The organism is Gordonia spumicola (assembly GCF_009932475.1).
Taxonomy (GTDB): Bacteria; Actinomycetota; Actinomycetes; order Mycobacteriales; family Mycobacteriaceae; genus Gordonia; species Gordonia spumicola.
Genome location: NZ_BJOV01000005.1, coordinates 315778 through 340913, shown reverse-complemented (window position 1 = coordinate 340913; position 25136 = coordinate 315778). Strand labels below are relative to the sequence as shown.

The 25136-nt window shown below is 68.2% G+C and carries 25 protein-coding genes; 2 read left to right on the top strand and 23 right to left on the bottom strand.

What is annotated here, in order from left to right; translation table 11 throughout:
* Positions 1-8 precede the first annotated feature (8 nt).
* The 4 genes from madC to murA form a co-directional block, all read right to left on the bottom strand.
* Positions 9-1547 carry a MadC family VWA domain-containing protein gene (gene madC / locus GYB83_RS12825; protein ID WP_161895888.1) on the bottom strand — a complete coding sequence of 513 codons (1539 nt, stop codon included), beginning with the start codon at positions 1545-1547 and terminating at the stop codon, positions 9-11.
* A complete protein-coding gene (locus GYB83_RS12820; protein WP_161895887.1) occupies positions 1544-2551 on the bottom strand; it encodes a MadB family AAA-type ATPase in 1008 nt (335 codons plus the stop codon). The genes madC and GYB83_RS12820 overlap by 4 nt, the downstream gene beginning before the upstream one ends.
* Positions 2552-2555: 4 nt before the next feature.
* Positions 2556-3827, bottom strand: a complete 1272-nt coding sequence (gene mdo / locus GYB83_RS12815; protein WP_161895886.1) for an NDMA-dependent methanol dehydrogenase — start codon at positions 3825-3827, stop codon at positions 2556-2558.
* Between the two features lie 156 nt (positions 3828-3983).
* Positions 3984-5240, bottom strand: coding sequence for a UDP-N-acetylglucosamine 1-carboxyvinyltransferase (gene murA / locus GYB83_RS12810; protein WP_161895885.1), 1257 nt, complete (start codon positions 5238-5240; stop codon positions 3984-3986).
* A 37-nt stretch (positions 5241-5277) separates the two neighbouring features.
* Here murA and GYB83_RS12805 point away from each other — a divergent pair, with 37 nt between their 5' ends.
* Positions 5278-5868 carry a cob(I)yrinic acid a,c-diamide adenosyltransferase gene (locus GYB83_RS12805; RefSeq protein ID WP_161895884.1) on the top strand — a complete coding sequence of 197 codons (591 nt, stop codon included), beginning with the start codon at positions 5278-5280 and terminating at the stop codon, positions 5866-5868.
* 4 nt (positions 5869-5872) lie between these two features.
* Here GYB83_RS12805 and GYB83_RS12800 read toward each other — a convergent pair whose 3' ends face one another.
* The 16 genes from GYB83_RS12800 to rpmE all read right to left on the bottom strand — a co-directional run bounded on the left by GYB83_RS12800 (position 5873) and on the right by rpmE (position 19651).
* Positions 5873-6349, bottom strand: a complete 477-nt coding sequence (locus GYB83_RS12800; RefSeq protein ID WP_308469570.1) for a DUF2550 domain-containing protein — start codon at positions 6347-6349, stop codon at positions 5873-5875.
* 74 nt (positions 6350-6423) lie between these two features.
* Positions 6424-6801 (bottom strand): F0F1 ATP synthase subunit epsilon, encoded by a 378-nt coding sequence (locus GYB83_RS12795; RefSeq protein WP_161895883.1) that lies wholly within the window; start codon positions 6799-6801, stop codon positions 6424-6426.
* A gap of 9 nt (positions 6802-6810) precedes the next feature.
* Positions 6811-8259 carry a F0F1 ATP synthase subunit beta gene (gene atpD, locus GYB83_RS12790; RefSeq protein WP_161895882.1) on the bottom strand — a complete coding sequence of 483 codons (1449 nt, stop codon included), beginning with the start codon at positions 8257-8259 and terminating at the stop codon, positions 6811-6813.
* Between the two features lie 34 nt (positions 8260-8293).
* Positions 8294-9247, bottom strand: coding sequence for a F0F1 ATP synthase subunit gamma (locus GYB83_RS12785; protein WP_161895881.1), 954 nt, complete (start codon positions 9245-9247; stop codon positions 8294-8296).
* Positions 9248-9249: 2 nt separating this feature from the next.
* A complete protein-coding gene (atpA, locus tag GYB83_RS12780) occupies positions 9250-10884 on the bottom strand; it encodes a F0F1 ATP synthase subunit alpha (RefSeq protein WP_161895880.1) in 1635 nt (544 codons plus the stop codon).
* A 49-nt stretch (positions 10885-10933) separates the two neighbouring features.
* Entirely contained in the window at positions 10934-11755 is an 822-nt protein-coding gene (locus GYB83_RS12775; RefSeq protein ID WP_161895879.1) for a F0F1 ATP synthase subunit delta, read from the bottom strand.
* A 102-nt stretch (positions 11756-11857) separates the two neighbouring features.
* Complete coding sequence (locus tag GYB83_RS12770) at positions 11858-12427, bottom strand: F0F1 ATP synthase subunit B (protein ID WP_371865062.1); 570 nt, start codon at positions 12425-12427, stop codon at positions 11858-11860.
* A 16-nt stretch (positions 12428-12443) separates the two neighbouring features.
* Positions 12444-12689, bottom strand: coding sequence for an ATP synthase F0 subunit C (locus GYB83_RS12765; RefSeq protein ID WP_161895878.1), 246 nt, complete (start codon positions 12687-12689; stop codon positions 12444-12446).
* Positions 12690-12804: 115 nt separating this feature from the next.
* Positions 12805-13545: a F0F1 ATP synthase subunit A gene (gene atpB / locus GYB83_RS12760; RefSeq protein WP_161895877.1), complete on the bottom strand. Its 741-nt coding sequence runs from the start codon at positions 13543-13545 to the stop codon at positions 12805-12807.
* 297 nt (positions 13546-13842) lie between these two features.
* Complete coding sequence (locus GYB83_RS12755; protein WP_161895876.1) at positions 13843-14331, bottom strand: Cg1360 family ATP-synthase-associated protein; 489 nt, start codon at positions 14329-14331, stop codon at positions 13843-13845.
* Positions 14332-14357: 26 nt separating this feature from the next.
* Entirely contained in the window at positions 14358-15515 is a 1158-nt protein-coding gene (locus tag GYB83_RS12750) for a glycosyltransferase family 4 protein (protein ID WP_161895875.1), read from the bottom strand.
* Positions 15512-16735 (bottom strand): serine hydroxymethyltransferase, encoded by a 1224-nt coding sequence (gene glyA / locus GYB83_RS12745; protein WP_161895874.1) that lies wholly within the window; start codon positions 16733-16735, stop codon positions 15512-15514. Before glyA ends, GYB83_RS12750 begins: the two co-directional genes overlap by 4 nt.
* Complete coding sequence (locus GYB83_RS12740; RefSeq protein ID WP_161895873.1) at positions 16732-17391, bottom strand: L-threonylcarbamoyladenylate synthase; 660 nt, start codon at positions 17389-17391, stop codon at positions 16732-16734. Before GYB83_RS12740 ends, glyA begins: the two co-directional genes overlap by 4 nt.
* Entirely contained in the window at positions 17388-18269 is an 882-nt protein-coding gene (gene prmC / locus GYB83_RS12735; RefSeq protein WP_161895872.1) for a peptide chain release factor N(5)-glutamine methyltransferase, read from the bottom strand. Before prmC ends, GYB83_RS12740 begins: the two co-directional genes overlap by 4 nt.
* A complete protein-coding gene (prfA, locus tag GYB83_RS12730; RefSeq protein WP_161895871.1) occupies positions 18266-19339 on the bottom strand; it encodes a peptide chain release factor 1 in 1074 nt (357 codons plus the stop codon). Before prfA ends, prmC begins: the two co-directional genes overlap by 4 nt.
* Positions 19340-19438: 99 nt before the next feature.
* Complete coding sequence (gene rpmE, locus GYB83_RS12725; RefSeq protein ID WP_161895870.1) at positions 19439-19651, bottom strand: 50S ribosomal protein L31; 213 nt, start codon at positions 19649-19651, stop codon at positions 19439-19441.
* Positions 19652-19801: 150 nt separating this feature from the next.
* Between rpmE and GYB83_RS12720 the strand changes: the two genes are divergently transcribed.
* Positions 19802-20971, top strand: a complete 1170-nt coding sequence (locus GYB83_RS12720) for a diflavin oxidoreductase (RefSeq protein ID WP_161895869.1) — start codon at positions 19802-19804, stop codon at positions 20969-20971.
* 82 nt (positions 20972-21053) lie between these two features.
* On the opposite strand, the gene GYB83_RS12715 is transcribed toward GYB83_RS12720, so the two are convergent.
* From GYB83_RS12715 to thrB, 3 genes are all read right to left on the bottom strand, one after another.
* The gene (locus GYB83_RS12715; protein WP_161895868.1) at positions 21054-21974 is read right to left on the bottom strand and encodes a type IV toxin-antitoxin system AbiEi family antitoxin domain-containing protein; all 921 of its coding nucleotides are present in this window, start codon (positions 21972-21974) and stop codon (positions 21054-21056) included.
* A 118-nt stretch (positions 21975-22092) separates the two neighbouring features.
* A complete protein-coding gene (gene rho, locus GYB83_RS12710; protein ID WP_161895867.1) occupies positions 22093-24003 on the bottom strand; it encodes a transcription termination factor Rho in 1911 nt (636 codons plus the stop codon).
* Between the two features lie 166 nt (positions 24004-24169).
* Positions 24170-25135: a homoserine kinase gene (gene thrB, locus GYB83_RS12705; RefSeq protein WP_161895866.1), complete on the bottom strand. Its 966-nt coding sequence runs from the start codon at positions 25133-25135 to the stop codon at positions 24170-24172.
* Position 25136 lies beyond the last annotated feature (1 nt).

Genomic DNA, 25136 nt, shown 5'->3' with positions numbered 1-25136 from the left:
TCACGACGCTACCGGCCCCGGCCGAGCGCGTCGGCGAGTTCGTCGCACCGCGTCACGATCTCCGCGCCGTCGCGGGCGCTGACGACACCCGCGCAGTGGCGCCGGTACTCGTCGAGCGCGCATCCCGTCTGCCCCCAGTAGCGCGACGGTTCCGGCGTGAGCCATGCGACGCGATGCGCGCGGCGGGCGATCTCGGCGAACAGGTCGACGCGAGGGTCGAACGCGTTGCTGCGCGCGTCGCCGACCACGAGAACGCCGGTCCGGCCGGAGACGAGCTCTCCGAAGGCCGCAAGCGTCTGAGACCAGACGGCCCCGTAGTCGCTGGATGCGGCGAGGTCGAGTCCATCGGTCGCCAGGACCGCGGCGAGCGCGGCGTCCGGCGACGCCGACCGGAGTGCGGGCGTCACGAGCACCGGGCGATCCACGAACGCGATCACCTCGCATCGGTCGCCGAGGCGGTGAAGGGTCTGCGCCAGCCGGAGGATGAACCCCGCGACGGGCCGCACCGACAGCGACACGTCGACCATCACCAGCATCCGCACCGGTCCGGGCACCGGCCGACGTCGCCAGAGTTCCGCGGGCACCCCGTCGGTCGCCACTGCCGACCTCATGGTTGCCCGCAGGTCGAGCCGCCCCCGGTCGGTGAGCCGCGGAACGCGGCGCGGCGCGCCCCGCATCCGCTGCACGAGGCGGTGACAGGCCCGATCGATGTCGGCCTGCTCCCTGTCGATCCCGGTCCTCGGGTCGCGGGCGTCCGCCGATCCCGATTCGGGCGCCGACTCCAGGCGATCGGCGAGCGCCTCGACGAACCGCTCCAGGGCGGCCCGAAGGGAGTCCCGCTGCCGCTGATCGAGTACGGCCTCATCGACACCGTCCGCGTCGTACGCGTTCCTGCCGTCGCCCGCCCCGAGCGCCCGCAGCAGACCGGCCGCGTCGTACTCCGACAGGGATCCGCTCGACACGCGCGCCCGGGTCGCGACGAGTTCGCCCGCGTCGGCGACGGCCGCGTGATCGACGTCGATCGTGTACGTCGCACCGCTGCCCACCGCCGACGACTCCGTCGCGACCTGCAGTTCCTGCGCGCCGGAGGCGACGGAGAAGTCGTCGTCCTCCCGGTGGGAGCTCTCGCCGGTCCGCTCCCTGGCGTCCGGATCGTCGATCATCAGCTCGCCGATCTCCGACGTGTGCTCGTCGGCCCCGATCATCCGGCCCGCCCCGACGAAATCGTCGTCCCAGTCCACGTCGTCGGGCAGGTCGTTCGCGACGCTGCGCATCACGGCCCGGCCCCGGCCGCGGTCGGGCTCCTCCAGCAGACCGAAGTACACGTCGAACGCCTCCTCGAAGAGGGGCCGTTCATGCGCGTACTTGACGCTCGCACCGCGCAGGGCGGAGCGGAGGCGATCGAGGTCGGACGCGCCGATCAGCGCCATCACCTGTCTGATCTCGATCACCTCCGCGGGCGATGCGGGAATCCCGAATCGCCGCAGAGCGCGTCCGAAGGCCACCGCCAGCCCGTCGAGCGCGAACCCGTGGAGCGCCGTGCTCATCGTCGGGCCCCGACCCCCACGCGCGACCGCGCCGCGCCGAACGCCGACGCCGTCGACGACCCGTCTGCGCGGGCCGGTGTGCTCGCCTGCCGATCGAGACCGCGTCGAGCCACGTCGAGGTCGGTTCCGAACTTCACGAGCAGCGACATCAGGGCGCCGTCGGCTCCGACGTCCACGCCGGACGGCCGCAGCAGCGCCGACGCCCGTGCCGCGTCGATCACCTCGGCGATCGACGGGCTCTTGCGCAGCGGCAACTCCCGCAGCCGTCGAGCGAGGTCGACGACGTCGGCGACGAGATCGGCAGGCACGTCGGGGGCGCGCACGGCGACGATCTGCTGTTCGCGCTCGGCGCTCGGGTACTCCACCTGGAAGTGCAGGCAGCGTCGTTTGAGGGCGGGCGACAGCTCCCTGGTGTCGTTGGACGTCAGGATCACCCACGGCTCCGACCGCGCGGTGAAGGTGCCCAGCTCAGGTACCGTCACCTGCCGCTCGGCGAGCACCTCGAGCATCATCGCCTCGATGGCCTCGTCGGTCCGATCGATCTCGTCGACCAGCAGAACCGTCGGCGACGGCGACAGGATGGCCGACAGCAGCGGCCGAGGAACCAGGAACTCCTCGGTGTAGACGCCGACGTCCGTCCGCGCGAGCGCCGCCGACGCCGCGGACAGCGTCTCGTGCGAGGCCAGTTCGTCGCTAATCCGGTCGCGGAGCATCTGGACGTGCAACAACTGGCGCGCGTAGTCCCACTCGTACAGTGCGCGCGAGTCGTCGAGCCCCTCGTAGCACTGGAGTCGGATCAGGTCCCGGCCGGAGGCCGCGGCGAGGGCCTTCGCGAGTTCGGTCTTGCCGACCCCGGCGGGCCCCTCCAGCAGGAGGGGCCGGCCGAGCAGCGTCGCCAAGTGCAGCACCACGGCGAGATCGGGCTGGACGAGGTAGCCCTGACCGGCGAGCGCGTCGGTCAGGTCGTCGACGGTGTCGAAGCCGCGGGCGGCGTCGTCCTCCATCGGCTCAGTAGCTTCCGGTCATCGCGTGCCGGATCATCGGCAACTGCGATTCCACCGTGCACTCGCGCGGATTGGCCGGTGTGCACCAGTCGCCCATCATGTGCTCGGAGATCGTCCGGACCATCTCCTCCGACGTGTCGACACGATCGCCGCGTCCCTCGTACAGCCCGGTGTTCATGCGGTTCTTCTGGTAGCTCTCGGGCCGGACGGCGCCGAAGTTGTCGGGGATGCCCAGGTCCTTCGACAGGCGGATCGCCGCATCGACGGCCGAGTCGGCCGCCTGCACCGTCGTCATGTTGCGGGTGTCGACACCGAGCAGCGGAGCCATCTCAGCGAAACGCTCGTACCGCGCGGGCAGGTTGTACTCCCACACGCGCGGAAGCGCGATCGCGTTGTTGAGCCCGTGATGCAGGTCGAAGTACGCGCTGACGGCGTGCGACATGGAGTGGATCTGGCCGAGACCGCCGGAGTTGAACGCCTGGGCCGCGATGTACTGGGCGTGCATCATGCCGGTGCGCGCCTCGAGGTTGTGCGGATCGTAGACGGCCGTCGGCAGATGCTTGGCGATCAGTTCGATCGAGTACTTGGCGTTGCCGAGCGACGGCGCGAAGTCGAGCCTGGACACCCACGGCTCGCTCGCATGCGCCAAGACGTCGAATCCGCAGTACGCGGTGAACTCCTGCGGGCACGAGTAGTAGAGCAGCGGATCGTCCATCGCCAGGTCGACGAGGCAGGTGTCGTCGAAGGCCACCCACTTGTGCGGGTTGTCCATGTCGGACGTGTCGGTGATGACGTACGCCCACGACGTCTCCGAACCGGTGCCTGCGGTCGTCGAGACCGCGATGTGCTTCGGATTCTCCTTGTTCGTGGCCTTCGCGAAGCCCTCGAACTCGTTGATGTTGCGGCCGTCGTGGGCGATCACCATGCGGGCGCCCTTCGCCGCATCGTGACTCGATCCGCCGCCGACGGAGATGATCCCGTCGCACTTCTCCGACTGATAGCGCGCGGCGGCGTCCATCGCGTTGGTGTCCTTGGGATTGGACTGCACCTCGTCGAAGAGCACCACGTCGACGCCCTGGTACTCGATCTTGCCGGTCAGCTCCTCGATGATGCCGGAGCCGCGGAGACCCGTCGTCATCAGCAGGACCCGCGTCATGCCGAGTTCCTTCGCCTCGACGCCGATCATGTCGTGCGCGCCGACTCCCAACTTGGCCTTGGGGAAGGGGTGGAACTCCTTGATCGGGAAGTCCCAGATCTGGTTGAGCTCGATTGCCATGTGCGATCAACTCCTGTGAAGGTGGACGAGCAGGTTCCTTCACAGCGTGGGCCGCGGGTCACGACCGCGACAAGGGTCCCTGACCTGGTGCGCGAGGAGTCGATCCGCGCGGTCAGGTGCGGGCCTGTCCGAACGGTCAGGAGGCGACGGGGACGTTCAGCCCTTCACCCGTTCGATGACGCCGCCGAGTCCACGCAGCTGATTCTCGAAGTCGGGGTATCCGCGGTCGATGTGCTCGATGTCGTGGACCTCGGTGACGCCGTCGGCGACCAGGCCCGCGAGGACGAGCCCGACGCCCGCCCTGATGTCGGACGACCACACCGGAGCGCTCGACAGCGCGTCGACACCCCGGATCACCGCGTGATGACCGTCGGTCCGCGCGTCGGCGCCGAGTCGCACGAGTTCTTCGACGAACCGGAACCTCGCCTCGAAGACGTTCTCGGTGACCACCGACAGCCCGTCGGACACGGTCGCGAGGCCGATCGCCATCGGCTGCAGATCGGTCGGGTATCCCGGGAACGGGAGCGTCGCCGTGTTGACCGCGACCGGGCGCTCCTCCTGCACCACGCGGAATCCGTCGTCGAACTTCTCGACACGGGCGCCCGCGTCCTCGAACTTCTTGAGCACGAGACGGAGGTGTTCGGGATCGACGCCGCGGACGGTGATGTCGCCGCGCGTCATGGCCGCCGCCGTCCCCCACGTTCCCGCGACGATCCGGTCACCCACCACGTGGTGGGTGGTGGGATGCAGTTCGTCGACGCCGGTGACGGTCAGCGTCGGGGTTCCGGCTCCGTCGATGACGGCCCCCATCTGCACGAGCATCTCGCAGAGGTCGACGATCTCCGGCTCACGGGCCGCGTTCTCGATCGTCGTCACACCGTCGGCGAGCACCGCGGCCATCAGGATGTTCTCGGTGGCTCCCACCGAGGGGAAGCCGAGTGCCACCTCAGCCCCGTGCAGGCTCTCCGCTTCCGCGACCACACAACCGTGCTCGATGGCGCTGTGCGCGCCGAGCGCGCGGAGTCCGGCCTGATGCATGTCGAGCGGACGCGAACCGATCGCATCGCCTCCCGGCAGGGCGACGACGGCGCGCTTGCATCGCGCCATCAGCGGGCCGAGCACGCACACGGACGCACGGAACTGCTTCACCGCGTCGAAGTCCGCGTGATACTCGGGCACCGCGGGCGAATCGATGACGACGGTGTCGCCGTCGATCTCTACGGTCGCGCCGAGTCCGCGCAGCACATCGGCCATCAACGGGACGTCGGCGATCTCCGGGGCGTTGGTCAGCACCGTCCGGCCCTCGGCGAGCAACGCCGCCGCCATCAGCTTCAGGACACTGTTCTTCGCGCCTCCGACGACGACTTCACCCACAAGACGTGCCCCACCGGTCACGAGATAGCGATCGCTCACCGGCACAGTCTATCGGCAGGGGCGTATGTTCCCTGTCATGGCAGTTCATCTCACACGCATCTACACCCGAACCGGCGACGACGGGACCACGGGCCTCTCCGACTTCTCTCGGGTCGCCAAGACCGACCTGCGGGTCGTCGCCTACGCCGACTGCGACGAGGCGAACGCGGCCATCGGACTCGCTCTCACCGTCGCGGGCGACGTGCCCGACGACATCGCGACGGTCCTGCGGACCGTGCAGAACGATCTCTTCGACGCCGGGGCCGACCTGTCGACGCCGATCGTCGACGATCCCGCGTATCCCCCGCTGCGCATCGAGGCGTCGTATGTGGACGCGCTGGAGAAGTGGTGCGACGAGTTCGGCGAGGAGCTCGCTCCCCTCGACTCGTTCATCCTGCCCGGCGGCACGCCCCTCTCGGCGTTCCTGCATCAGGCGCGGGTCACGGTGCGCAGGGCCGAGCGCTCGGCGTGGGCCGCCATCGACGGACATCCCGACGACACGTCGGTGCTCCCGGCCAAGTACCTCAACCGGCTGTCCGACCTGCTGTTCATCCTGGGCCGAGTCGCGAACGTCCGAGCAGGCGTCGGCGACGTCAAGTGGGTGCCCGGCGGCGACCGCGAGCGCTGACGTCTCAGGCCGCGGGGCGCCTGCGGGCGCGGCGCGGCGCGCGGGCCTCGATCCACGACTGGAAGGCCATGGCGAGATCAGGAGTCAGCGCGATCTCGTACATCCCGCCCTGCCCGCGGCGTCCGACGGTCAGTTCCACGACCACGACGTCGTCGTCCATGATCTCCACCTCGGTGCCGGACGGCCCGCGGCGTCCGGTCACCTCGATCCGCCGCCGGGACAGGCTCACCGTCGGTCCGGGGCGCAACGACGACAGTCGGTAATAGACGAGCGCGTCGTCGGTGTAGTGCGCCGCGCCGTGCCGCCAGCCCTCGTCCGCTTCCGCGGGGAGCTGACGCAGCAGCATCGGTGTGCCCGCGGCCCGGACGAGACGCAGCCGGTAGGCGACGAGCGCCAGCACCGCGGCGCCCGCGAGCACGACCAGGCACAGAATCCACGACCACACCGGCATCGGCGCCTCCTTCTCGTCTCGCGTCACCATCGAAAATACGCGAAGAGCCGCCCTGCGGTGCAGGACGGCTCTTCGTCGTTGATCACATCATCGGTCGGGACCGATCAGCTCACGGCTTCCACCGCGCGGACGCGCGACTTCGCGGTGAGGTATTCCTCGCTGCCCTCGGCGGCCGACTCGAGCACGGCGCGCTCGGCGGCCACGTCGATGTCACCCGCGAACTGCGCGGACTCCGCGAGCACCGTGACGGTGGTCGCCGAGACCGAGAGGAATCCGCCCTGGACGGCCAGCGCCTTGCGGGCGCCGCTCGCCTCGGTCAGCACCACGGCGCCGCCTGCGGCCAGCTCGCCGAGCATCGGCTCGTGGTTGGCGAGGATGCCGATCTGTCCGACGGTGGTCTGTGCCGACACGAACGTCGCCTCTCCGGAGTAGAGAGCGGCGTCCGGCGCGACCACGTCGAGACGGAAAGTCTTGTCAGACATCGCGACCGACTACTTTCCGGCGATCTTCTCAGCGGCGGCGAGGACGTCGTCGAGTCCGCCGCAGCTGTTGAACGCCTGCTCCGGCAGGTGATCGAACTCGCCCTTGCACAGGCGGTCGAAGGCGTCGATGGTCTCGGCGAGCGGGACCACGGAACCGACCTGGCCGGTGAACTTCTCGGCGACGAGGAAGTTCTGGCCGAGGAACTTCTGGATACGACGCGCGCGGGCGACGGTGACCTTGTCCTCTTCCGACAGCTCGTCCATACCGAGGATGGCGATGATGTCCTGCAGTTCCTTGTACTTCTGCAGGATGCGCTTGACCTCGTTGGCGACGCGGAAGTGCTCGTCACCGACGATCGAGGCCTCCAGGATGCGCGAGGTCGACGTCAGCGGATCGACGGCCGGGTAGATGCCCAGCTGCGAGATCGGACGCGAGAGCTCGGTGGTCGCATCGAGGTGAGCGAACGTGGTCGCCGGCGCCGGGTCGGTGTAGTCGTCGGCGGGGACGTAGATCGCCTGCAGCGAGGTGATCGAGCGGCCCTTGGTCGACGTGATGCGCTCCTGGAGCTCACCCATCTCGTCGGCCAGCGTCGGCTGGTAGCCCACGGCCGACGGCATACGACCCAGCAGGGTCGAGACCTCGGAACCGGCCTGCGTGAAGCGGAAGATGTTGTCGATGAACAGCAGCACGTCCTGCTGCTGCACGTCGCGGAAGTACTCGGCCATCGTGAGGGCCGAGAGGGCGACGCGCATACGCGTCCCCGGCGGCTCGTCCATCTGGCCGAACACGAGGGCCGTGTCCTGGAGAACGCCCATCTCCTCCATCTCGAGGTGGAGGTCGGTGCCCTCACGGGTACGCTCACCGACGCCGGCGAACACCGAGGTGCCGGAGAACTCGCGAGCGATACGGGTGATCATCTCCTGGATGAGGACCGTCTTGCCGACGCCTGCGCCGCCGAACAGGCCGATCTTGCCGCCCTTGACGTACGGGGTCAGGAGGTCGATGACCTTGATGCCGGTCTCGAGGATCTCCGTCTTGCCCTCGAGCTGGTCGAAGGCCGGGGGCTTGCGGTGGATGCCCCACTGCTCGCCGTCGCGACCGGTGCCCGGTGCGTCCAGGCAGTCGCCCAGAGCGTTGAAGACGTGGCCCTTGACGACGTCGCCGACGGGAACCGAGATCGGCTTGCCGGTGTCGACGACTGCCGCGCCGCGGACCAGGCCGTCGGTGGGCTGCATCGAGACGGTGCGCACGACGTTGTCGCCGAGGTGCTGTGCGACCTCGAGCGTCAGCGTCTTGGCGACGGCCGGGAGGGTGACCTCCACGTGCAGTGCGTTGAACAGGTTGGGGATGGCGCCGCGCGGGAACTCGACGTCGACGACGGGGCCGATCACCCGGGCGACGCGACCCGCGGTTGCCGTAGCGGCGCCCGCGGTCGAGTCGGTGACTGCTGCAGTCATTGTTGTTTCACTTTCCTCGGTTGTCTTGTCGCGATCAGTTCGCCAGCGCCTCGACGCCGCCGACGATTTCGCTGATTTCCTGGGTGATCTGTGCCTGGCGAGCCGCGTTGGCCTGACGGGACAGGCTCTTCTCGAGCTCGTTCGCGTTGTCGGTGGCCGCCTTCATGGCGGTACGACGTGCCGCGTTCTCCGACGCCGCGGCGTCGAGGAGGGCCGCGAAGATGCGCGATGCGACGTACTTGGGCAGCAGCGCGTCCAGCAGGTCCTTCGCCTCCGGCTCGAACTCGACCTCGGCCGAGACGTGAGCGTTGCCGTTGTCGACGAGGATGTCGTCGCCCATCTGCAACTGCTCGGTCTCGAACTCGATGTCGATCGGCGCCATGCGGCGGACGACCGGCTTCTGCGTCAGCATCGACACGAAGCGCGTGTAGACCACGTGCAGCTCGTCGAAGCCCTCGATCTCGCCGCCCTGCGGCAGCGGAACGGTCTCGTCCGAACCCGCGAGGAACGCGTTCACCAGGTGGTGGACGGCGTCCGCGCTGTCGGCGAAAGCGGGCTGCTGCGAGAAGCCCGACCAGCTCGACGCGATCGGACGATCGCGGAAGGTGTAGTACCCGATGCCCTTGCGGCCCATCACGTACACGACCGGGGTCTTGCCCTCGCTGCGGAGCAGCGACAGCAGTTCTTCGGTCTCCTTGAGCACGTTCGAGTTGTAGCCGCCACACTGGCCGCTGTCGCTGGTCACGACCAGGACGGCGGCCCGCTTGGCCTCCTCGCGAGCGGTCAGCAGCGGGCTGTCGAGCGACGAGCTGGCGCTCGCCAGCGTCGTGACGACCCGGGTGATCTCCTCGGAGTAGGGACGCGCGGCAGCCACGCGAGCCTGTGCCTTGGTGATCCGCGAGGTCGCGATCAGCTCCTGCGCCTTCGTGATCTTCTTGGTCGACTGGATCGACCTGATCCGCGAGCGCAGCTCCCGAATGGTTGCCATGACTACTTCGTCTTCTTCGTCACTCGGATCGTCTCGGACTCGACGTCCTCAGCGGCCAGAGCGTCTGCCTCGGCCTCGACGACGCGCGAGCCGTCGGTGGCGATGAAGCCTGCCTTGAAGTTGTTCGTCGCGGTCGCGAGAGCGGCCTTGTCGTCACCCGACAGCTTCTTGCCGCCGTCGATGTTGGCGTAGACGCTCGACGCGGTGTGGTGCAGGTCGGCCAGGAGCTCCGACTCGAAGCGGCGGATGTCGGCGACCGGGACCGAGTCCATGAAGCCCTCGCCGCAGAGGTAGAGCGACACGATCTGGTCTTCGACGGCGACCGGGCTGTACTGGTCCTGCTTGAGCAGCTCCACCCAGCGGGCGCCGCGCTCGAGCTGAGCCTTCGACGCGGCGTCGAGGTCCGAGGCGAAGGCCGAGAAGGCCTCCAGCTCACGGAACTGAGCCAGTTCCAGACGCAGCGAGCCCGAGACGTCCTTGAGGCCCTTGGTCTGAGCGGCGCCACCGACACGCGACACCGAGATGCCGACGTTGATGGCCGGTCGGACGCCCTTGTTGAAGAGGTCCGACTCGAGGAACACCTGGCCGTCGGTGATCGAGATGACGTTGGTCGGGATGAACGCCGAGACGTCGTTGGCCTTGGTCTCGATGATCGGCAGTGCGGTCATCGAGCCGCCGCCGAGTGCGTCGGACAGCTTGGCCGAGCGCTCCAGGAGACGCGAGTGCAGGTAGAAGACGTCACCCGGGTACGCCTCGCGGCCCGGCGGGCGACGCAGCAGCAGCGAGATGGCGCGGTAGGCCTCGGCCTGCTTCGACAGATCGTCGAACACGATGAGGACGTGCTTGCCCTGGTACATCCAGTGCTGGCCGAGTGCCGAACCGGTGTACGGCGCCAGCCACTTGAAGCCTGCGGAGTCGGAAGCGGGAGCCGCGACGATGGTGGTGTACTCCATCGCGCCGGCCTCTTCGAGGGCGGCCTTGACGCCCGCGATGGTCGAACCCTTCTGGCCGATCGCGACGTAGATGCAGCGGACCTGCTTCTCCGGGTCGCCGGTCGCCCAGTTGTCCTTCTGGTTCAGGATGGCGTCGATGCAGACGGCGGTCTTGCCGGTCTTGCGGTCGCCGATGATCAGCTGACGCTGTCCGCGGCCGATGGCGGTCATGGCGTCGATGGCCTTGATGCCGGTGGCGAGGGACTCCTCGACGGGCTGACGCTCGAGGACCGAGGCGGCCTGGAGTTCGAGGACGCGGTCGCCCTCGGCCTCGATGGCGCCGAGGCCGTCGATCGGTGCGCCCAGCGGGTCGATGACACGGCCGAGGAACTTGTCGCCGACCGGGACCGAGAGCACGTTGCCGGTGCGCTTGACTTCCTGGCCTTCTTCGATGTTCTGCGAGTCACCGAGGATGACGGCGCCGACCTCGTCGAGATCGAGGTTCAGAGCCACACCGCGGATGCCGCCCTCGAACTCGAGGAGCTCGTTGGCCATGGCACCGGGCAGGCCCGCGACGTGAGCGATGCCGTCACCGGTGTCGGTGACAGTGCCCACCTCTTCGCGAGTGGCCTGGCCGCCCACTTCCTGGGTGTAACTTGCGATCGCGCTCCGAATTTCATCGGAGGAGATGGTCAACTCCGCCATTTTCCTGCTTCTCCTGGCTGTTGTTAAAAGTGGTCTGGGAATCGTGTGGTTACCGCAAGCCGCTGCGCAGCGTTGCGATCTTGCCGGAGATGCTGCCGTCGATGCGCTCGTCGCCCACGCGGACGACGACCCCACCGAGGAGTTCCGGATCGATGTCGACGTGCAGGGTGACCGGCGCGTCGTAGATGGCGGCGAGCTTCGCCGACAGCGCGGTGCGCTGATCTGCAGAGAGCTCCCCTGCACTGGTCACGTAGGCGACCTTGCGGCCGTTGCTCGCGGCGGCGAGCTGCGAGAGCTCGTCGATCGCGTCACCCGGCTGGACATCGGTACGGCCGACGCCGTAACCCGCCAGCTTCTCGGTGACCGTGTCGACCTTGCCGTCGATCAGCTTGCGAAGCAGGCCGAAGCGATCGGCGGCGCTGCGAGTGCGATCGGACAGAGCCTGTTCGAGGGTGTTGTCGCCCTTGACGATCCGTGCGAGGCGGAAGAGCTCCTCCTCGACGGTGTCGATGCGACCGGTCTCCTTGGCGGCGAACAGCAGAGCCTCGATACCGAGGGACTGGAGTGCGCGGTGCAGGTCGGCGTCGCTCGACCAGTTTCGGGCCGCCGCCGACGAGACGACTGCGCGCGTGGTGTCGGACACCTTGCCGGTCAGCACGGTGTCGGCGATCTTCGCGCGCTCGTCTGCAGCGGTGGCCGAATCGGCCAGCGCGGTGCGCAGCGAGCGATTGTCATTGACGGTCTCGGCGACCGACAGCAGTTCGTCGCCGACGGTCACCGCATCGGTGCCCGGCGCGGACGAACCGCGCAATGCGGTCTCCAGCTCGACGCGAGCCCCTTCGAGGGCTTCACGGCTAGACGCTGCGTACATCTATCTGCATTCCTTCTTCTCCGCTGGGCGAGGAGTCAGTGGGTGCGAGGGGCATGTCGATGCCCGCTCGCCGTCCCACATTCCTCACCGTCGCTGCCTGGATTACTTGGCGCTTGCCGCGTCGTCGAGCTCGGCGAGGAACCGGTCAACGGTTCCGGCCTGCTTGACGTCGTCCTGCAACGAAGCCCCGACGAGCTTCTCGGCCAGGTCGACCGACATCTTTCCGAGGTCGCCGCGCAGTTCGGAGACGACCTGCTGACGCTGCGCGTCGAGCTGGGTGTGTCCGTTGGCGATGATCCGCTCGCTTTCGGCGGTCGCCTGAGCCTTCAGATCCGCGATGATCTGGGTGCCCTGGTTGCGGGCTTCCTCGCGGATTCCGGCTGCCTCTTCACGAGCGCCTGCGAGCTGCTCGCGGTACGCCTTCAGCGACGCGGCGGCTTCGGCCTGTGCGGCTTCGGCGCGCTCGATGCCGCCTTCGATGGCCTCACGGCGCTGTTCGAGGACCTGCTTGTACTTCGGGATCACGAACTTCCAGAAGACGAACAGAACGACGGCGAAGGCGACCAGCGACCAGGTGATGTCGTACCACTGCGGCAGCAGCGGATTCGGCGGCTGATGTTCGCCGCCCTCCTCTGGCGTTGCTTCCGCCAGAATCATCAGTTCGTTGATCATGTGGTGTCGTCCTAGATCAGAAGATGAAGCCGGCGACGATACCGATCAGCGCCAGTGCCTCAGAGAGTGCGATACCGAGGAACATCGTGGTGCGGATCTGGCCGGCCAGCTCGGGCTGACGGGCGATGCCCTCGATGGCCTTGCCAGCGACGATGCCGACACCGATACCGGGGCCGATGGCTGCGAGGCCGTAGCCGATCGCGCCGAAGCCCTTGCCCGTGATGGTTCCGTCCTCAGCGAGAGTCTGGGCGATGATGCTCATCTTGCGGTTCCCTTTCGTGGTGGCTCCTCGCCCGGGCGGGCGAGTGAGTCAGTTCGTGCGAGCCGGTCACGTCGACCGGTCTCGGGTCTTTCGGTTGGTCTGTGCGGCTCGCGGGTCAGTGCGAGTCGGCGTGGTACGACTGGTCGATGTAGACGGCCGTGAGCAGGGCGAAGATGTACGCCTGCAGGCCGATGACCAGCAGCTCGAAGAAGGTGAAGCCGATACCCGCGACGATTCCGCCGACGCCCGCGAGGCTCCACAGTCCGCCCTTGGTCACGACGAAGAACTGCGTTGCCGAGAAGAACAGCACCAACATGATGTGCCCTGCGAGCATGTTGGCGAGGAGTCGCACGGTGAGCGTGAACGGCCGGAGGATGAACGTCGAGACGAACTCGATCGGCACGAGCAGGAAGTGCACCGGCAGCGGGACGCCGGGAAGGACGATCGACGACTTGATGAAGCCGAAGAACCCGTACTTGGAGATGCCGACCCAGCAGTACGTGATGTAGGCGACCAGGGCCATCACCAGCGGCATGCCGATGCGCGCGTTCGTGGAGATGTTCAGGAACGGGACGATCGACGTCAGGTTCAGGAAGATCGTCGCGAAGAAGATCGACGCGATGATCGCGAGGAACTTGCGACCGAGCTCCTTGCCGAGGATCTCCTCAGCGATCTGCACGCGAACGAAGTCGAGCATGCTCTCGGCGACGTTCTGTGCGCCGGTCGGGACCAGCTTGGGGCTGCGCATCGCGATCAGGAAACCGATCGCGACCACGGACGCCACGATGAGGCGGATGAGCATGAGGCGGTCCATGCCCCACCACTCGGGGTTGGGCTGGGACCCGCCGAACAACATCACGGGATAGAAATCCCACAGTGTCGGCGCGTGGAATTCGTCTCCAGCTGCGAGGATGGCGCTCAGCGTTCTCTCCCGTTCTCGGGCCCACCGACCTCACGGTCTGCGGGGGTCCTACTGTCATGTGGCGATTCGGACATCACTCAATGGCGCACGTCACCTGAATCTGCCTGCGTGCAGCAGATTAGCAAGTCTTGACCATCGGCGGCGAATCCTGGACGAGCTGCGGGGCAGCTCACCGTCCTACTATCGATTGTAGTAGCTGGTCAGGGTAGGCACAGTGAGGGTGATCACACCCTACCCGCCGGTAGTGCCGTCCGCGTCGGTGTACGTCTGCCGGGTCGACATCACGCCGTACAGCTCGGCGCCGAGGACCGCGATGATCGCGCCGATCAGGGTCGTGGCGAGGGCGCCCTTGTGATAGAAGTCCATGTCTTTGATGAGCGCGGTCACGGCGATAGCGGCGACGACCTTGACCAGGTACGACCCCATCAGGGCGCCCATGACGACCGACGGCGGCGCGGTGCGGGTCAACAGGATCGTGATCACGGTGATCAGGATGAAGGCTCCGCCGATTCCGGCTCCGATGAGGACTCCCCACAGTCCCGGCGTCCCCTTCCAGGGCCAGAAGATCAGGAGGCCCGCCACCAGCAGGACACCGAGTCCCCGGACTCCGTACTTGAGCCCGTTCCACAGCGGTGCGGCCGGATCGTCCCACTCATGCTTGACGGCGGGCTCGTCCGCGGGGGATTCGTCGGCGGGCGGGTTCTCATCATTCACAGACACGCCGACCAGGCTAGCGAGGTCGGGGCTTATCTCGCGAACCGGCGATGCAGACGCGGGGCGAACGTGGCGATCAACGCCACGAGCACGCCGACGCCGAAGACGGGCATCACCACTGCGGGTGGGACCAGCGTCGACGCCGCGACGGCGAACGCCAGCAGCCCGACCCACAGGTAGATGACCAGCGCGACTCGACGCTGCGTGTGGCCGATCTCGAGGAGACGGTGATGCAGGTGCATCTTGTCCGGCGTGTAGAAGCCGACGCCCGAGCGGGTGCGTCGGATCACGGCCATGACCATGTCCAGGAGAGGGATGAACATCACCGCCGCGACCAGGATCAACGGCGACAGCAGCGTGAACATGTCGGCCGGACCGTAAGCGCTGCGGGCCACGCGACCCGATGCGCTCGTCGACGCCGCGCCGAGCATGAGCCCGATGAGCATGGCGCCCGAGTCGCCCATGAAGATGCGCGCGGGCGAGAAGTTGTGGGGCAGGAAGCCGAGGCACGCGCCCGCCAACGCCGTCGTGATGAGGGCGGGCGGGTAGTAGCTCACGTCGCCGCCCTGATCGTGGAGCAGACCGAGGGAGAACAGGCAGATGGCGGCGGCGGCGATCAAGCCGAGCCCGGCGGCCAGACCGTCGAGCCCGTCGATGAAGTTCATCGCGTTGATCGTGGTCACCGTGATCGCGACCGTCAGCAGTCCGGCCTGCAGCGGATCGAGGACCACGGTGCCGATGTCGCCGAACGGCACGTACAGCAGATACCAGCTGACGCCCATGATCACCAGGACGCCCGCCGCGGTGAGCTGGCCGACGAACTTGGTGAGGGCGTCGAGCCCCCAGCGGTCGTCGATGACGCCGACGAGCACGATCACCAGACCGGCGGTTATCACCGCGAGCATGTCGTGCGTGTAGGCGAAACCCCTGTTCAAGGCGGGTAGCTGGGCCGCGAGACCGATGGCGCAGACCACGCCGAAGTACATGCCGACGCCGCCGAGACGCGGCGTGGGGATCACGTGCACGTCGCGCTCACGGGGCACGGCGACCGCGCCTGCCTTCACCGCGAACACGCGAACCAACGACGTCAACAGGTAGGTGACACCCGCCGCGGTGAGTCCGACGAGAGCGAGCTCGCGGAGCGGGACGCCCGCTCCCCCGGTGCTCGACTCGAGTGCGAGCAGATTCACTCGGGGTCTCCGAGACCGGTGACGGCGGACGCGACGCCCGCGTGCACCGCGGCGTCGTCGCTCGACATCGCGGTGATCATCAGGTCGGCGATGGAGGCCGCGTCGGCCGGAACCACTCCCCCGGCGACGACTGCCGCGGTCCCGTACCGGATGGCCGACCCCTCGGCGACCGCGGCGCGGTCGAACGGGGTGATCGCCTTGTCGACGACGATCCCGGACGCGGCCAGCCTGCGGGCGGCCTCCCGCCCGGTGACGCCGAGCGGTGTCACGTCGACGATGCCGATGTGAGTGTCCGTGCCGCCGCTGACCACGGGCAGGCCGCGGTCGGCGAAGTTCCGCGCCAGGTCGGACGCCAGGTCGGCGACGTCGCGGGCGTAGGAACGGTAGGCCTCGGTTCCCGACTCGGCGAATGCGACGGCCTTGGCGGCGATCGAGTGCATCGCGGGCGCACCCTGCAGGAACGGGTACACGGCGCGGGACAGCGCCTCGGCGTGTTCGCCGCGGGCGAGCAGCAGTCCGCCGCGCGGACCGCGCATCACCTTGTTGGTCGCGACGGACACGACGTCCGCGTACGGCACGGGCGAGTCGACGACGCCGCCGACCGCGAGCCCCATCACGTGGGCTCCGTCCACCCACAGCACGCAGCCCGCCTCGTCGGCGATCATGCGCATAGCGGCGTAGTCCCAGGTCCGCGAGTACGCGGTACCGCCGGCCAGGAGGATGCGGGGACGGTGGATCAACGCCATGTCGCGGATCCGGTCGTAGTCGACCTGCTCGGTGTCCTGGCGGACCTCGTAGTTGACGACGCTGAACCAGCGGCCGGACAGGTTGGCCCGCGACCCGTGCGACTGGTGACCGCCGTGGCGCAGGCTCAACGACATCACCTGGTCTCCGGGCTGCGCGAACGCCGCGTACACCGCGAAGTTGGCGAGCGCCCACGACAACGGCTGCACGTTGACGTAGTCGGCGCCGAACAACGACTGCGCGCGGTCGACGGCGAGGTTCTCCACCTCGTCGACCACCTCCGACCCGCCGTGATAGCGGTGCCCCGGGTAGCCCTCCGCGTACTTGTCCGCCAGTACCGAGCCCATCGCGGCGCGGACCGCGGGCGTCGCGATCGTCTCGGCCGCCAACAGCTGAAGCGAACCGGCGCGGCGCGCGGCCTCGCGGTCGATGAGGTCCCTGATCTGCGGGTCCACGGCGTCCAGCGGCCCGGTCATGGACGAGCCCGCAGTTCGTCCGCGTCCATGTCGAGCACCTCGCCGATCTCCTCCGCCGAGATCGCGCCCTCGCGGAGGATCCGCGGGACCACACCGCTCAGGTCGACGATCGTCGACGCCACGGCCTTCTCCGCGGGGCCGCCGTCGAGGTACACCGAGACGAGGTCGCCGAGCATGTCCTGCGCGGCTCCGACGGTCGTCGCGGGCGGTTGACCCGACACGTTCGCACTCGACACGGCCATCGGGCCGACCTCGCGGAGGAGTTCGATCGCCACCGGGTGCAGCGGCATGCGGATCATGACGGTCGCATCGGTGTCGCCGAGGTCCCACGCGAGTGATGGGGCCTGTTCGACGACGAGGCTGAGGCCGCCGGGCCAGAACGACTGGACGAGTTCCCGCGCCTGCGGCGAGACGGAACGCACCAGGCCGTCGACGGTCTGCCACGATCCGACGAGGACCGGGACCGGCATGTCGCGTCCGCGGTTCTTGGCCGCCAGCAGAGACGAGACGGCCTCGCTGTCGAACGCGTCGCAGCCGATGCCGTACAGGGTGTCGGTCGGCAGGACCACGAGGCGGCCGCCGCGCGCTGCCCCGACCGCGGCCGTCAGGCCTGCGGAACGCTCGGACGGGTCACTGCAATCGAAGACGACACTCACCGTTCCATCCTTGCACGGTCGGCGACGACGCCGGGCTCGCCCCGGCGGAAGGCGGTCACGAAACGGGGGCGGCCCGCGAGATCCGTGTGGGGTTCGACACGATCGAATCGCCCGTCGGCCCGCAAGGCGGTCACGACGGCGTCGGACGTCTCGTCGTCGTGCTCCACCGCGAAGGCTCCCCCGCCGACGAGCGCGTCGGCGACGATCGGGATCATCGCGCCGATCACGTCCATGCCGTCCTCGCCCGAGAACACGGCGTCGTACGGGTCGTGTGCGACCTCGGGCGACACCGGCGATGCGGCGGGAACGTAGGGCGGATTGGACACGATCACGTCGCACGCGCCGAGTTCGCGGGCCATCGCGGCCGCGTCGGTGACGTCGGCGAGCACGGCGTGGACTCCCCGCCCGGTCGCGGCGATGTTGCGCGTCAGATACTCGAACGCCTCCGGCGACCGTTCGACGGCGGTGACGTGCGCCGTCGGAGCATGGCGAGCCACGCCGAGCGCGAGTGCACCGCTGCCCGAGCAGAGATCGGCCACGCGGACCGCACGCCCGGCCGCGACGCCCACGGCCCACGCGACGATCAGCTCCGTCTCCGGGCGCGGCACGAACACCCCGGGGCCCACCGCGAGGTCGAGCCCGGCGAAGTAGGCGTGGCCGGTGATGTGCTGCAGCGGTTCCCGCGCCGCACGACGGTCCAGCGCGGCGTCGTACCGCTCGCGGGCCGCTCCGTCGACGTCGTCGACCAGCAGCAGCCGTCCGGGCTCGACGTCGAGCACGTGTGCGAGGAGTTCCGCGGCGTCGTGTGCGGCCGACTCCACGCCCGCCGCGGCGAGTACCGCCGCTCCCGCGCGTCGGAGGGCGTCTGCCGAGGTCACTGCTGCAGTCGGGCCTGCTTGTCGGCGTCGACGAGCGCCCCGATCAGCCCGTCCATCTCACCGTTCAGCACGGCGTCGAGGTTGTTGGCCTTGTATCCGATGCGGTGATCGGTGATCCGATTCTCCGGCCAGTTGTAGGTCCGGATCCGCTCGGAGCGGTCGACGGTGCGGATCTGCGCCGCACGACCGGCGGACGCCTCCGCCGCGGCCTCCTCTTCGGCCAGCGCCTGCAGGCGGGCGGCGAGGACCTGCATGGCGCGCGCCTTGTTCTGCAGCTGCGAACGCTCGTTCTGGCAGGTCACGACCACACCGGTCGGCAGATGTGTCAGGCGGACCGCCGAGTCGGTGGTGTTGACGCCCTGACCGCCCTTGCCCGAGCTGCGGTACACGTCCACGCGCAGGTCCGACTCGTCGATCTGGACCTCCGCGACCTCGTCGGGTTCCGGGTAGATCAGCACGCCCGCGGCGGACGTGTGGATGCGGCCCTGCGACTCGGTGACGGGCACACGTTGTACCCGGTGGACGCCGCCCTCGAACTTCAGCTTCGACCACACGCCGTCGCGCACGGACTCGCGGGCCTTGATCGACAGCGTCGCGTCTTTGTAACCGCCGAGGTCGGATTCGGTGACGCCGAGCACCAGTGCCTTCCAGCCCTGCCGCTCGCAGTACTTCAGGTACATGCGGACCAGGTCGGACGCGAACAGCGCCGACTCCTCACCGCCCGCGCCCGACTTCACTTCGAGGACCACGTCGTCACCGTCGTGCGGGTCGCGGGGGGCGAGCAGATCGGTGAGCTGCGCGTCGAGTTCGGCCTCGCTCTCCTCGAGCGCCGGGATCTCCTCGGCGAAGGCCGCATCCATCTCGGCGAGCTCGCGGGCGGCGGCGAGGTCGTCGCGCACCGATGTCAGCTTCGTGTAGGTCGCCATGACGGGGGCGAGTTCGGCGAACCGCTTTCCGACGCGTCGCGCGTTGGCCGGATCGTCGTGCAACGCCGGATCGGACAGCTGCTGTTCGAGGCCAGCGTGCTCGGCGAGGATGTCGTCGATAGCGGACGGTCCCTGCGTGCTCACCTGTGGATCACTCCCTCGTCGAACGAATGTGTATCGGAAACGACAACGACGCCCGACTCCGAGACCGTGTCGATCTCGTAGTCGGGCGTCGTGAGCGTGCTACTTGACGCGCTTGCCGTAACGCTTCTCGAAGCGTGCGACGCGGCCGCCCGTGTCGAGGATCTTCTGCTTGCCCGTGTAGAACGGGTGGCACTGCGAGCAGACTTCCACGGTGATGTGGCCGCCCTTGGCGGTGCTGCGCGTGGTGAACTCGGCACCGCAACCGCAGTTGACGGTGGTCACCTCGTAGCCGGGGTGGATTCCCTGCTTCATTTCGTCCCTTTCGAAGGTGGTCGCCGGGTCACCGGGCTGATGCCGCGGTGTGAACCGGAACCGGACTGACCGAACGATTATTCCACAGGGTCCACGCTCCCGACGAATCCCATCGCCCGCCGACCTGTTTGGGTGGCCTAATCTGGAGACATGACAGATGGCACAACTCCGCGAGCCGCGAAGCGTCCCCGCTGGTCACGACGGAATCCGTTCCCCGCGACGGTCGTCGAGAACACGCTGCTGACGGCGCCGGAGAGCTCCAAGGAGGTCCGGCACCTGGTGCTCGACATCGCCGGATCCGGTCTGGACTACCTGCCGGGCGACGCCGTCAACGTGACGCCGGCCAACGAACCCGCGCTGGTCGCGGCGATCGTCGAACGCCTCGGCGTGCCCGCCGACACCGTGATCACCGACCGGAAGGGCGATCGGACGCTCGCACAGGCGTTGACCCACGGATTCGAGATCACGTCGGTGTCGCCGTACCTGCTCGATCACCTCGCGAACGCCCGCGGCCACGCCGAAGTGGCCGCGCTCCTCGCGGGCGACCGGGCTCGGCTCGACGCGTGGGCCCGCGGACGCGACGTCCTCGACCTGCTGAATCTCGACGCCGAGTGGTTCCCCACCCCGGAGGCGCTGCTCGCCGAGCTGAAGCCGCTCACCGCACGGACCTACTCCATCTCGTCGTCGCCGACGGTGCACGAGGGCGCCATCCACCTGACGCCCGCGACGGTCCGCCACTTCGCCACCGACGAGTGGGGCGACGGCCGCGACCGCGGCGGAGCGGCGTCGACGTACCTCGCCGACCGCGTACAGCCCGGCGACACCGTCGGCATCTACCTGACGCCCAACAAGTCGTTCCGCCTCCCCGAACCCGACACGGACATCATCATGATCGGGCCGGGCACTGGCATCGCCCCGTTCCGAGCGTTCGTCCACGAGCGCGCGAACGACGACGGATCGGGTCGCAACTGGCTGTTCCACGGCGCCCGCGACCGCGACCAGGACTTCCTCTACCGCGACGAGATCGTCCAGATGCACCACGACGGCAGTCTCGACCGGCTCGACGTCGCGTTCTCCCGCGAACAGGAGGACAAGGTGTACGTCCAGCACCTGATGGACGGCCACGGCGAGGACATCTACACGTGGCTTCGAGACGGCGCCGTGCTCTACGTCTGCGGCGACGCCGACCGCATGGCGGCCGACGTCGAGAACGCCCTGGCCTCGATCATCGCCGAACACGGCGAGGTGGACGACGCCGACGCCCGCGCCGAACTCGAACGCCTCCGCTCCGAGGGCCGCTACCTCCGCGACGTCTACTGATACGTCACTGCATGCCGCAAACGTCACTCCACGGCTTGGTTCATCCGCTGCCCGTATGTGACGAATCCTCCATCTCGCAAGGTCAGACGATGCCCAGTGCACGGAGGCGCGCGGTTACGCGCGCGACCATGCGTTTGGCTTCCAGGTCGGACCAGTCCCAGCGAACGACGCTCACACCGAGGTCCTCCAGCCTGGCCTGCCGCGTCTTCTCTCGTCGTACGGCGTCCAAAGCTGTATCCGCACCGTCGAGATAGTCGACGTACTTGCCGTATCCGTCGAACTCTCCCGCCAGCCGCCCGTCCCAATCGAAGTCTGATCGCCCGATGATCCGGCCCTGATCGTCGAAGAAGCGATGCTGCAGACGCGGAGCCGTAAGACCCGCCTCGATCATCTGCGCGCGACTCCACGACTCCCCCGGATTGGCCGACGCGGAACTGGCGAATGGCAAGGCCGCCCGCGCCACACCGACTCCCGGCCGAGGCGTAGACAACAGTGCCTCCATTCGCCGCCTCGACGCGCCCGCTCGTAGCGCCGAGTCGAAGACGGTGAGCGCTCCGGCGAAACCCTGGAGCGTCGAGCACGCCGTGTCGACAGCCGTCTGCTCGATTGATGTGACGAGCAGACCACCGATGACGGTGAGGTGTTCCTCGGACACTCCCCCGCAGCGGGCAGCGAGGTTGATTCCCCGGAGACGAGTCTCGAATGCGACATGCACTTTGTCCCACACCGCTTTCAGCAGCGGCAGGCCGTGGATCGCGGCAGCGGTCTCGTCCACGAACACCACACCGGGATGCTTCCCTGCAACCGCGCGCGCCCGTAGGACGTGCAGTTCACGCGGAGTACGTGCGGCCGCCGGGACAAGGACACCGGGGTCGATCCGTTCCAGAAGGCCCGCGTCCACCGCCCGCGACAACTGCGCAGGTGAACACCCCAGAGCGAGTGCGCGTCGACGCAGAATGAGACCGTGATCGTCCGCCGGAAACTGTTCGAGGTTCATACCCATTGGACGCACGGAACCTCGCTTCGGTTCACTCCGGATTCCACAGGCTTGCAGAAAGCCCAAAAAGTCACGCCCTGCCCGCGAATGAATGCGGACAGGGCGTGACTTTTGCGGCTTGCGACTAGTCGTCGGAGGCGACGGGCGCGTTCTTGCTGACCTGCATGAGGAACTCGACGTTGCTGCGAGTCTTCTTCAGCTGGCTGACGAGGAGATCGATCGCGGCCTGCGAGTCGAGGCCGGACAGGAGACGACGCAGCTTGTGGACGATCGCGAACTCGTCGGGCGAGAGCAGCAATTCGTCCTTGCGGGTGCTCGACAGGTTCACGTCGACCGCCGGGAAGACGCGACGCTCGGAGATCTTGCGATCGAGCTTCAGCTCGGCGTTGCCGGTGCCCTTGAACTCCTCGAAGATCACCGTGTCACCGGTCGAACCGGTCTCGACCAGCGCCGACGCGATGATCGTCAACGAACCGCCGTTCTCGATGTTGCGGGCCGCTCCGAGGAAGCGCTTCGGCGGGTACAGGGCCGTCGAGTCGACACCGCCGGACAGGATGCGGCCCGACGCAGGCGAGGCGTTGTTGTACGCGCGGCCGAGGCGGGTGATCGAGTCGAGCAGGACGACGACGTCCATGCCGCCTTCGACGAGACGCTTCGCCCGCTCGATCGCGAGTTCGGCGACGCTGGTGTGATCCGACGGCGGACGGTCGAACGTCGACGCGATGACCTCGCCGTTCACCGAACGGGTCATGTCGGTGACCTCTTCGGGACGCTCGTCGACGAGCACGACCATCAGATGGCATTCCGGGTTGTTGATGGAGATCGCGTTCGCGATGTCCTGCAGGATCGTCGTCTTGCCCGCCTTCGGCGGCGACACGATCAGCGCGCGCTGCCCCTTGCCGATCGGCATGATCAGGTCGATGACGCGCGTCGACAACCGCTCGGGCGTGGTCTCCAGGCGCAGACGTTGGTTCGGGTACAGCGGCGTGAGCTTGGAGAACTCGGGACGGTTGCGCGCCGCCTCGACGGGCGCGCCGTTCACCGTGTCCAGGCGGACCAGCGGGTTGAACTTGGCGCGATTGTTGCCGCCGCCCTGCTGGCCCTCGCCGTCCTTGGCGACCTTCACCGCACCGGTGATCGCGTCGCCGCGGCGCAGTCCGTTGCGGCGCACCAGGTTCATCGACACGTACACGTCGTTCGAGCCCGCGAGGTAACCGGACGTGCGGACGAACGCGTAGTTGTCGAGAACGTCGAGGATTCCGGCCACCGGGACGACGGTGTCGCCCTCATTGACCTGCGGTTCGGCGTTGTTGCCGTCGCCACCGCGGTCGCGTCCACGGCGACGCTCGCGGAAACGACGCCCACGACGACGCCCGTTTCCGTCACCGTCGTCGTCATCGTTGTTGTTGTTCTGGCGATTGCCCTGGTTCTGGCCGCCGCGATTCTTCTCGCCCTGGTTCTCCGACTTCTCGCCCTGAGTGTTGTCACCGGACTGCTTGTCACCCGCGGGCTTCTCGGCGGACTGGGCTTGATCGCCCTGATTGCGATCGCGGTTCCGATTCCGGTTCCGGTCGCGATCACGATTGCGTGCGGGACGATCGGCCGCGGTGTTGTCACCCGACGGCTGGTCATCCGACTTCTCACCGGCAGGCTTCTCACCTGCGGACTTCTCAACAGCGGGCTTCTGGGCCGCCGGAGCGTCGTTCTTGGTCGACTCGTTCTTGGGCGCCTCGTTCTTGGGTGCCTCGGCCTTCGGCGCGTCCTGCTTGGGCGCCTCGGCCGTACGGGTCGCCTTGGGCGCGTCGGTCTTGGCCTTCTCTGCCTTCGGAGCGTCGGCCTTGGGGGCCGCATTCTTCGCGGCCGCGGGGCGTCCACCCTGCTGATGTGCGCGGATGACGTCGATCAGGTCGCCCTTGCGCATGCCCGAGGTGCCTTTGATGCCGAGTTCGCCTGCCAGCGACTTCAGTTCGGGGAGCAGCATCGCGGACAGCCCGGTACGGGCGCGCTTCGGTGCCTGCAGGTCCGTTTCAGTCACGGAAATCCTTTCAGTTCCCCGACACCAGAGGCCGGGGCGTCCACTCGGACTCGAGCGGGAGTATGTCATTCAACCGAAGAAGGGCAAGCCGTCAGAAAATCGGCTGTCACGGTTGAGCGACTACAGCGTACCACTGGGTAAGGCAAGCGGTGTGGAACCCGGCCCGTCACGGCAGGATCTCGACACCTCCCGCGATCGGGAGCGGAATCATCTCGAAGCCGAACTCCGCGGCGAGAGAGGCTTCGTCATCACCGAGGTCCGACGTCCCCAACACCAGCACCGACGGGCCGGCGCCCGACACCGTGGCGGCATGACCGCGCTCCCGGAGCGCGGTCATCAGTCCGCTCGTCGCGGGCATCGCCGACGCACGGTACGCCTGGTGCAGGCGGTCGCTCGTCGCATCCATCAGGCACGTCGGATCCGCGGTCAAGGCGACCACGCCGAGCGCCACGCGGCTGACGTTGAAGACCGCGTCGGCGCGCGGCACGTCGTCGGGCAGGAGACCTCGAGTCTCGGCCGTCGACGACTGCGTCTGCGGGATGAACGACGTCGCCCTGATGGACGGGTGGAGCGGCAGCTTGCGCGCGAAGAACTCGGTGGTGTCGTGCATCCACGTCACCACGGCCGACCCGAGGACCGACGCGGCCGCATTGTCGGGATGGCCCTCGAACTCGCTGGACAGCTGGACGAGCTGCGTCTGGGTGAGCGCCGGACGACGCGAATCGGCGACCAGCAGACCCGACGCCGCGGCCAGTCCGCCGACGACGGCGGCGGCCGACGATCCGAGTCCGCGTGAATGCGGGATGCGGTTCACGCAGTGCAGCTGCAGGCCGGGCGCGGCGACGCCCGCGGCGTCGAGGCCGCGGATCACCGCGCGCGCCACCAGGTGGCGCTCGTCGAGGGGGACGTCGTCGGCCGACTCCCCCTCCGCGGTCACCACCACCCCCGAGCCCGCCTCGGTGACGGTGACGCTGACCTCGTCATACAGTCCGAGGGCCAGCCCGAGGCAGTCGAACCCGGGGCCGAGGTTGGCGCTCGACGCGGGCACCCGCACACGGGCCGCGGCGCCGGGCGTCAGCACCAGGTCGGCATCCGGGGCACCGATCGTCACAGCTGTCACAGCGTTCTCCATC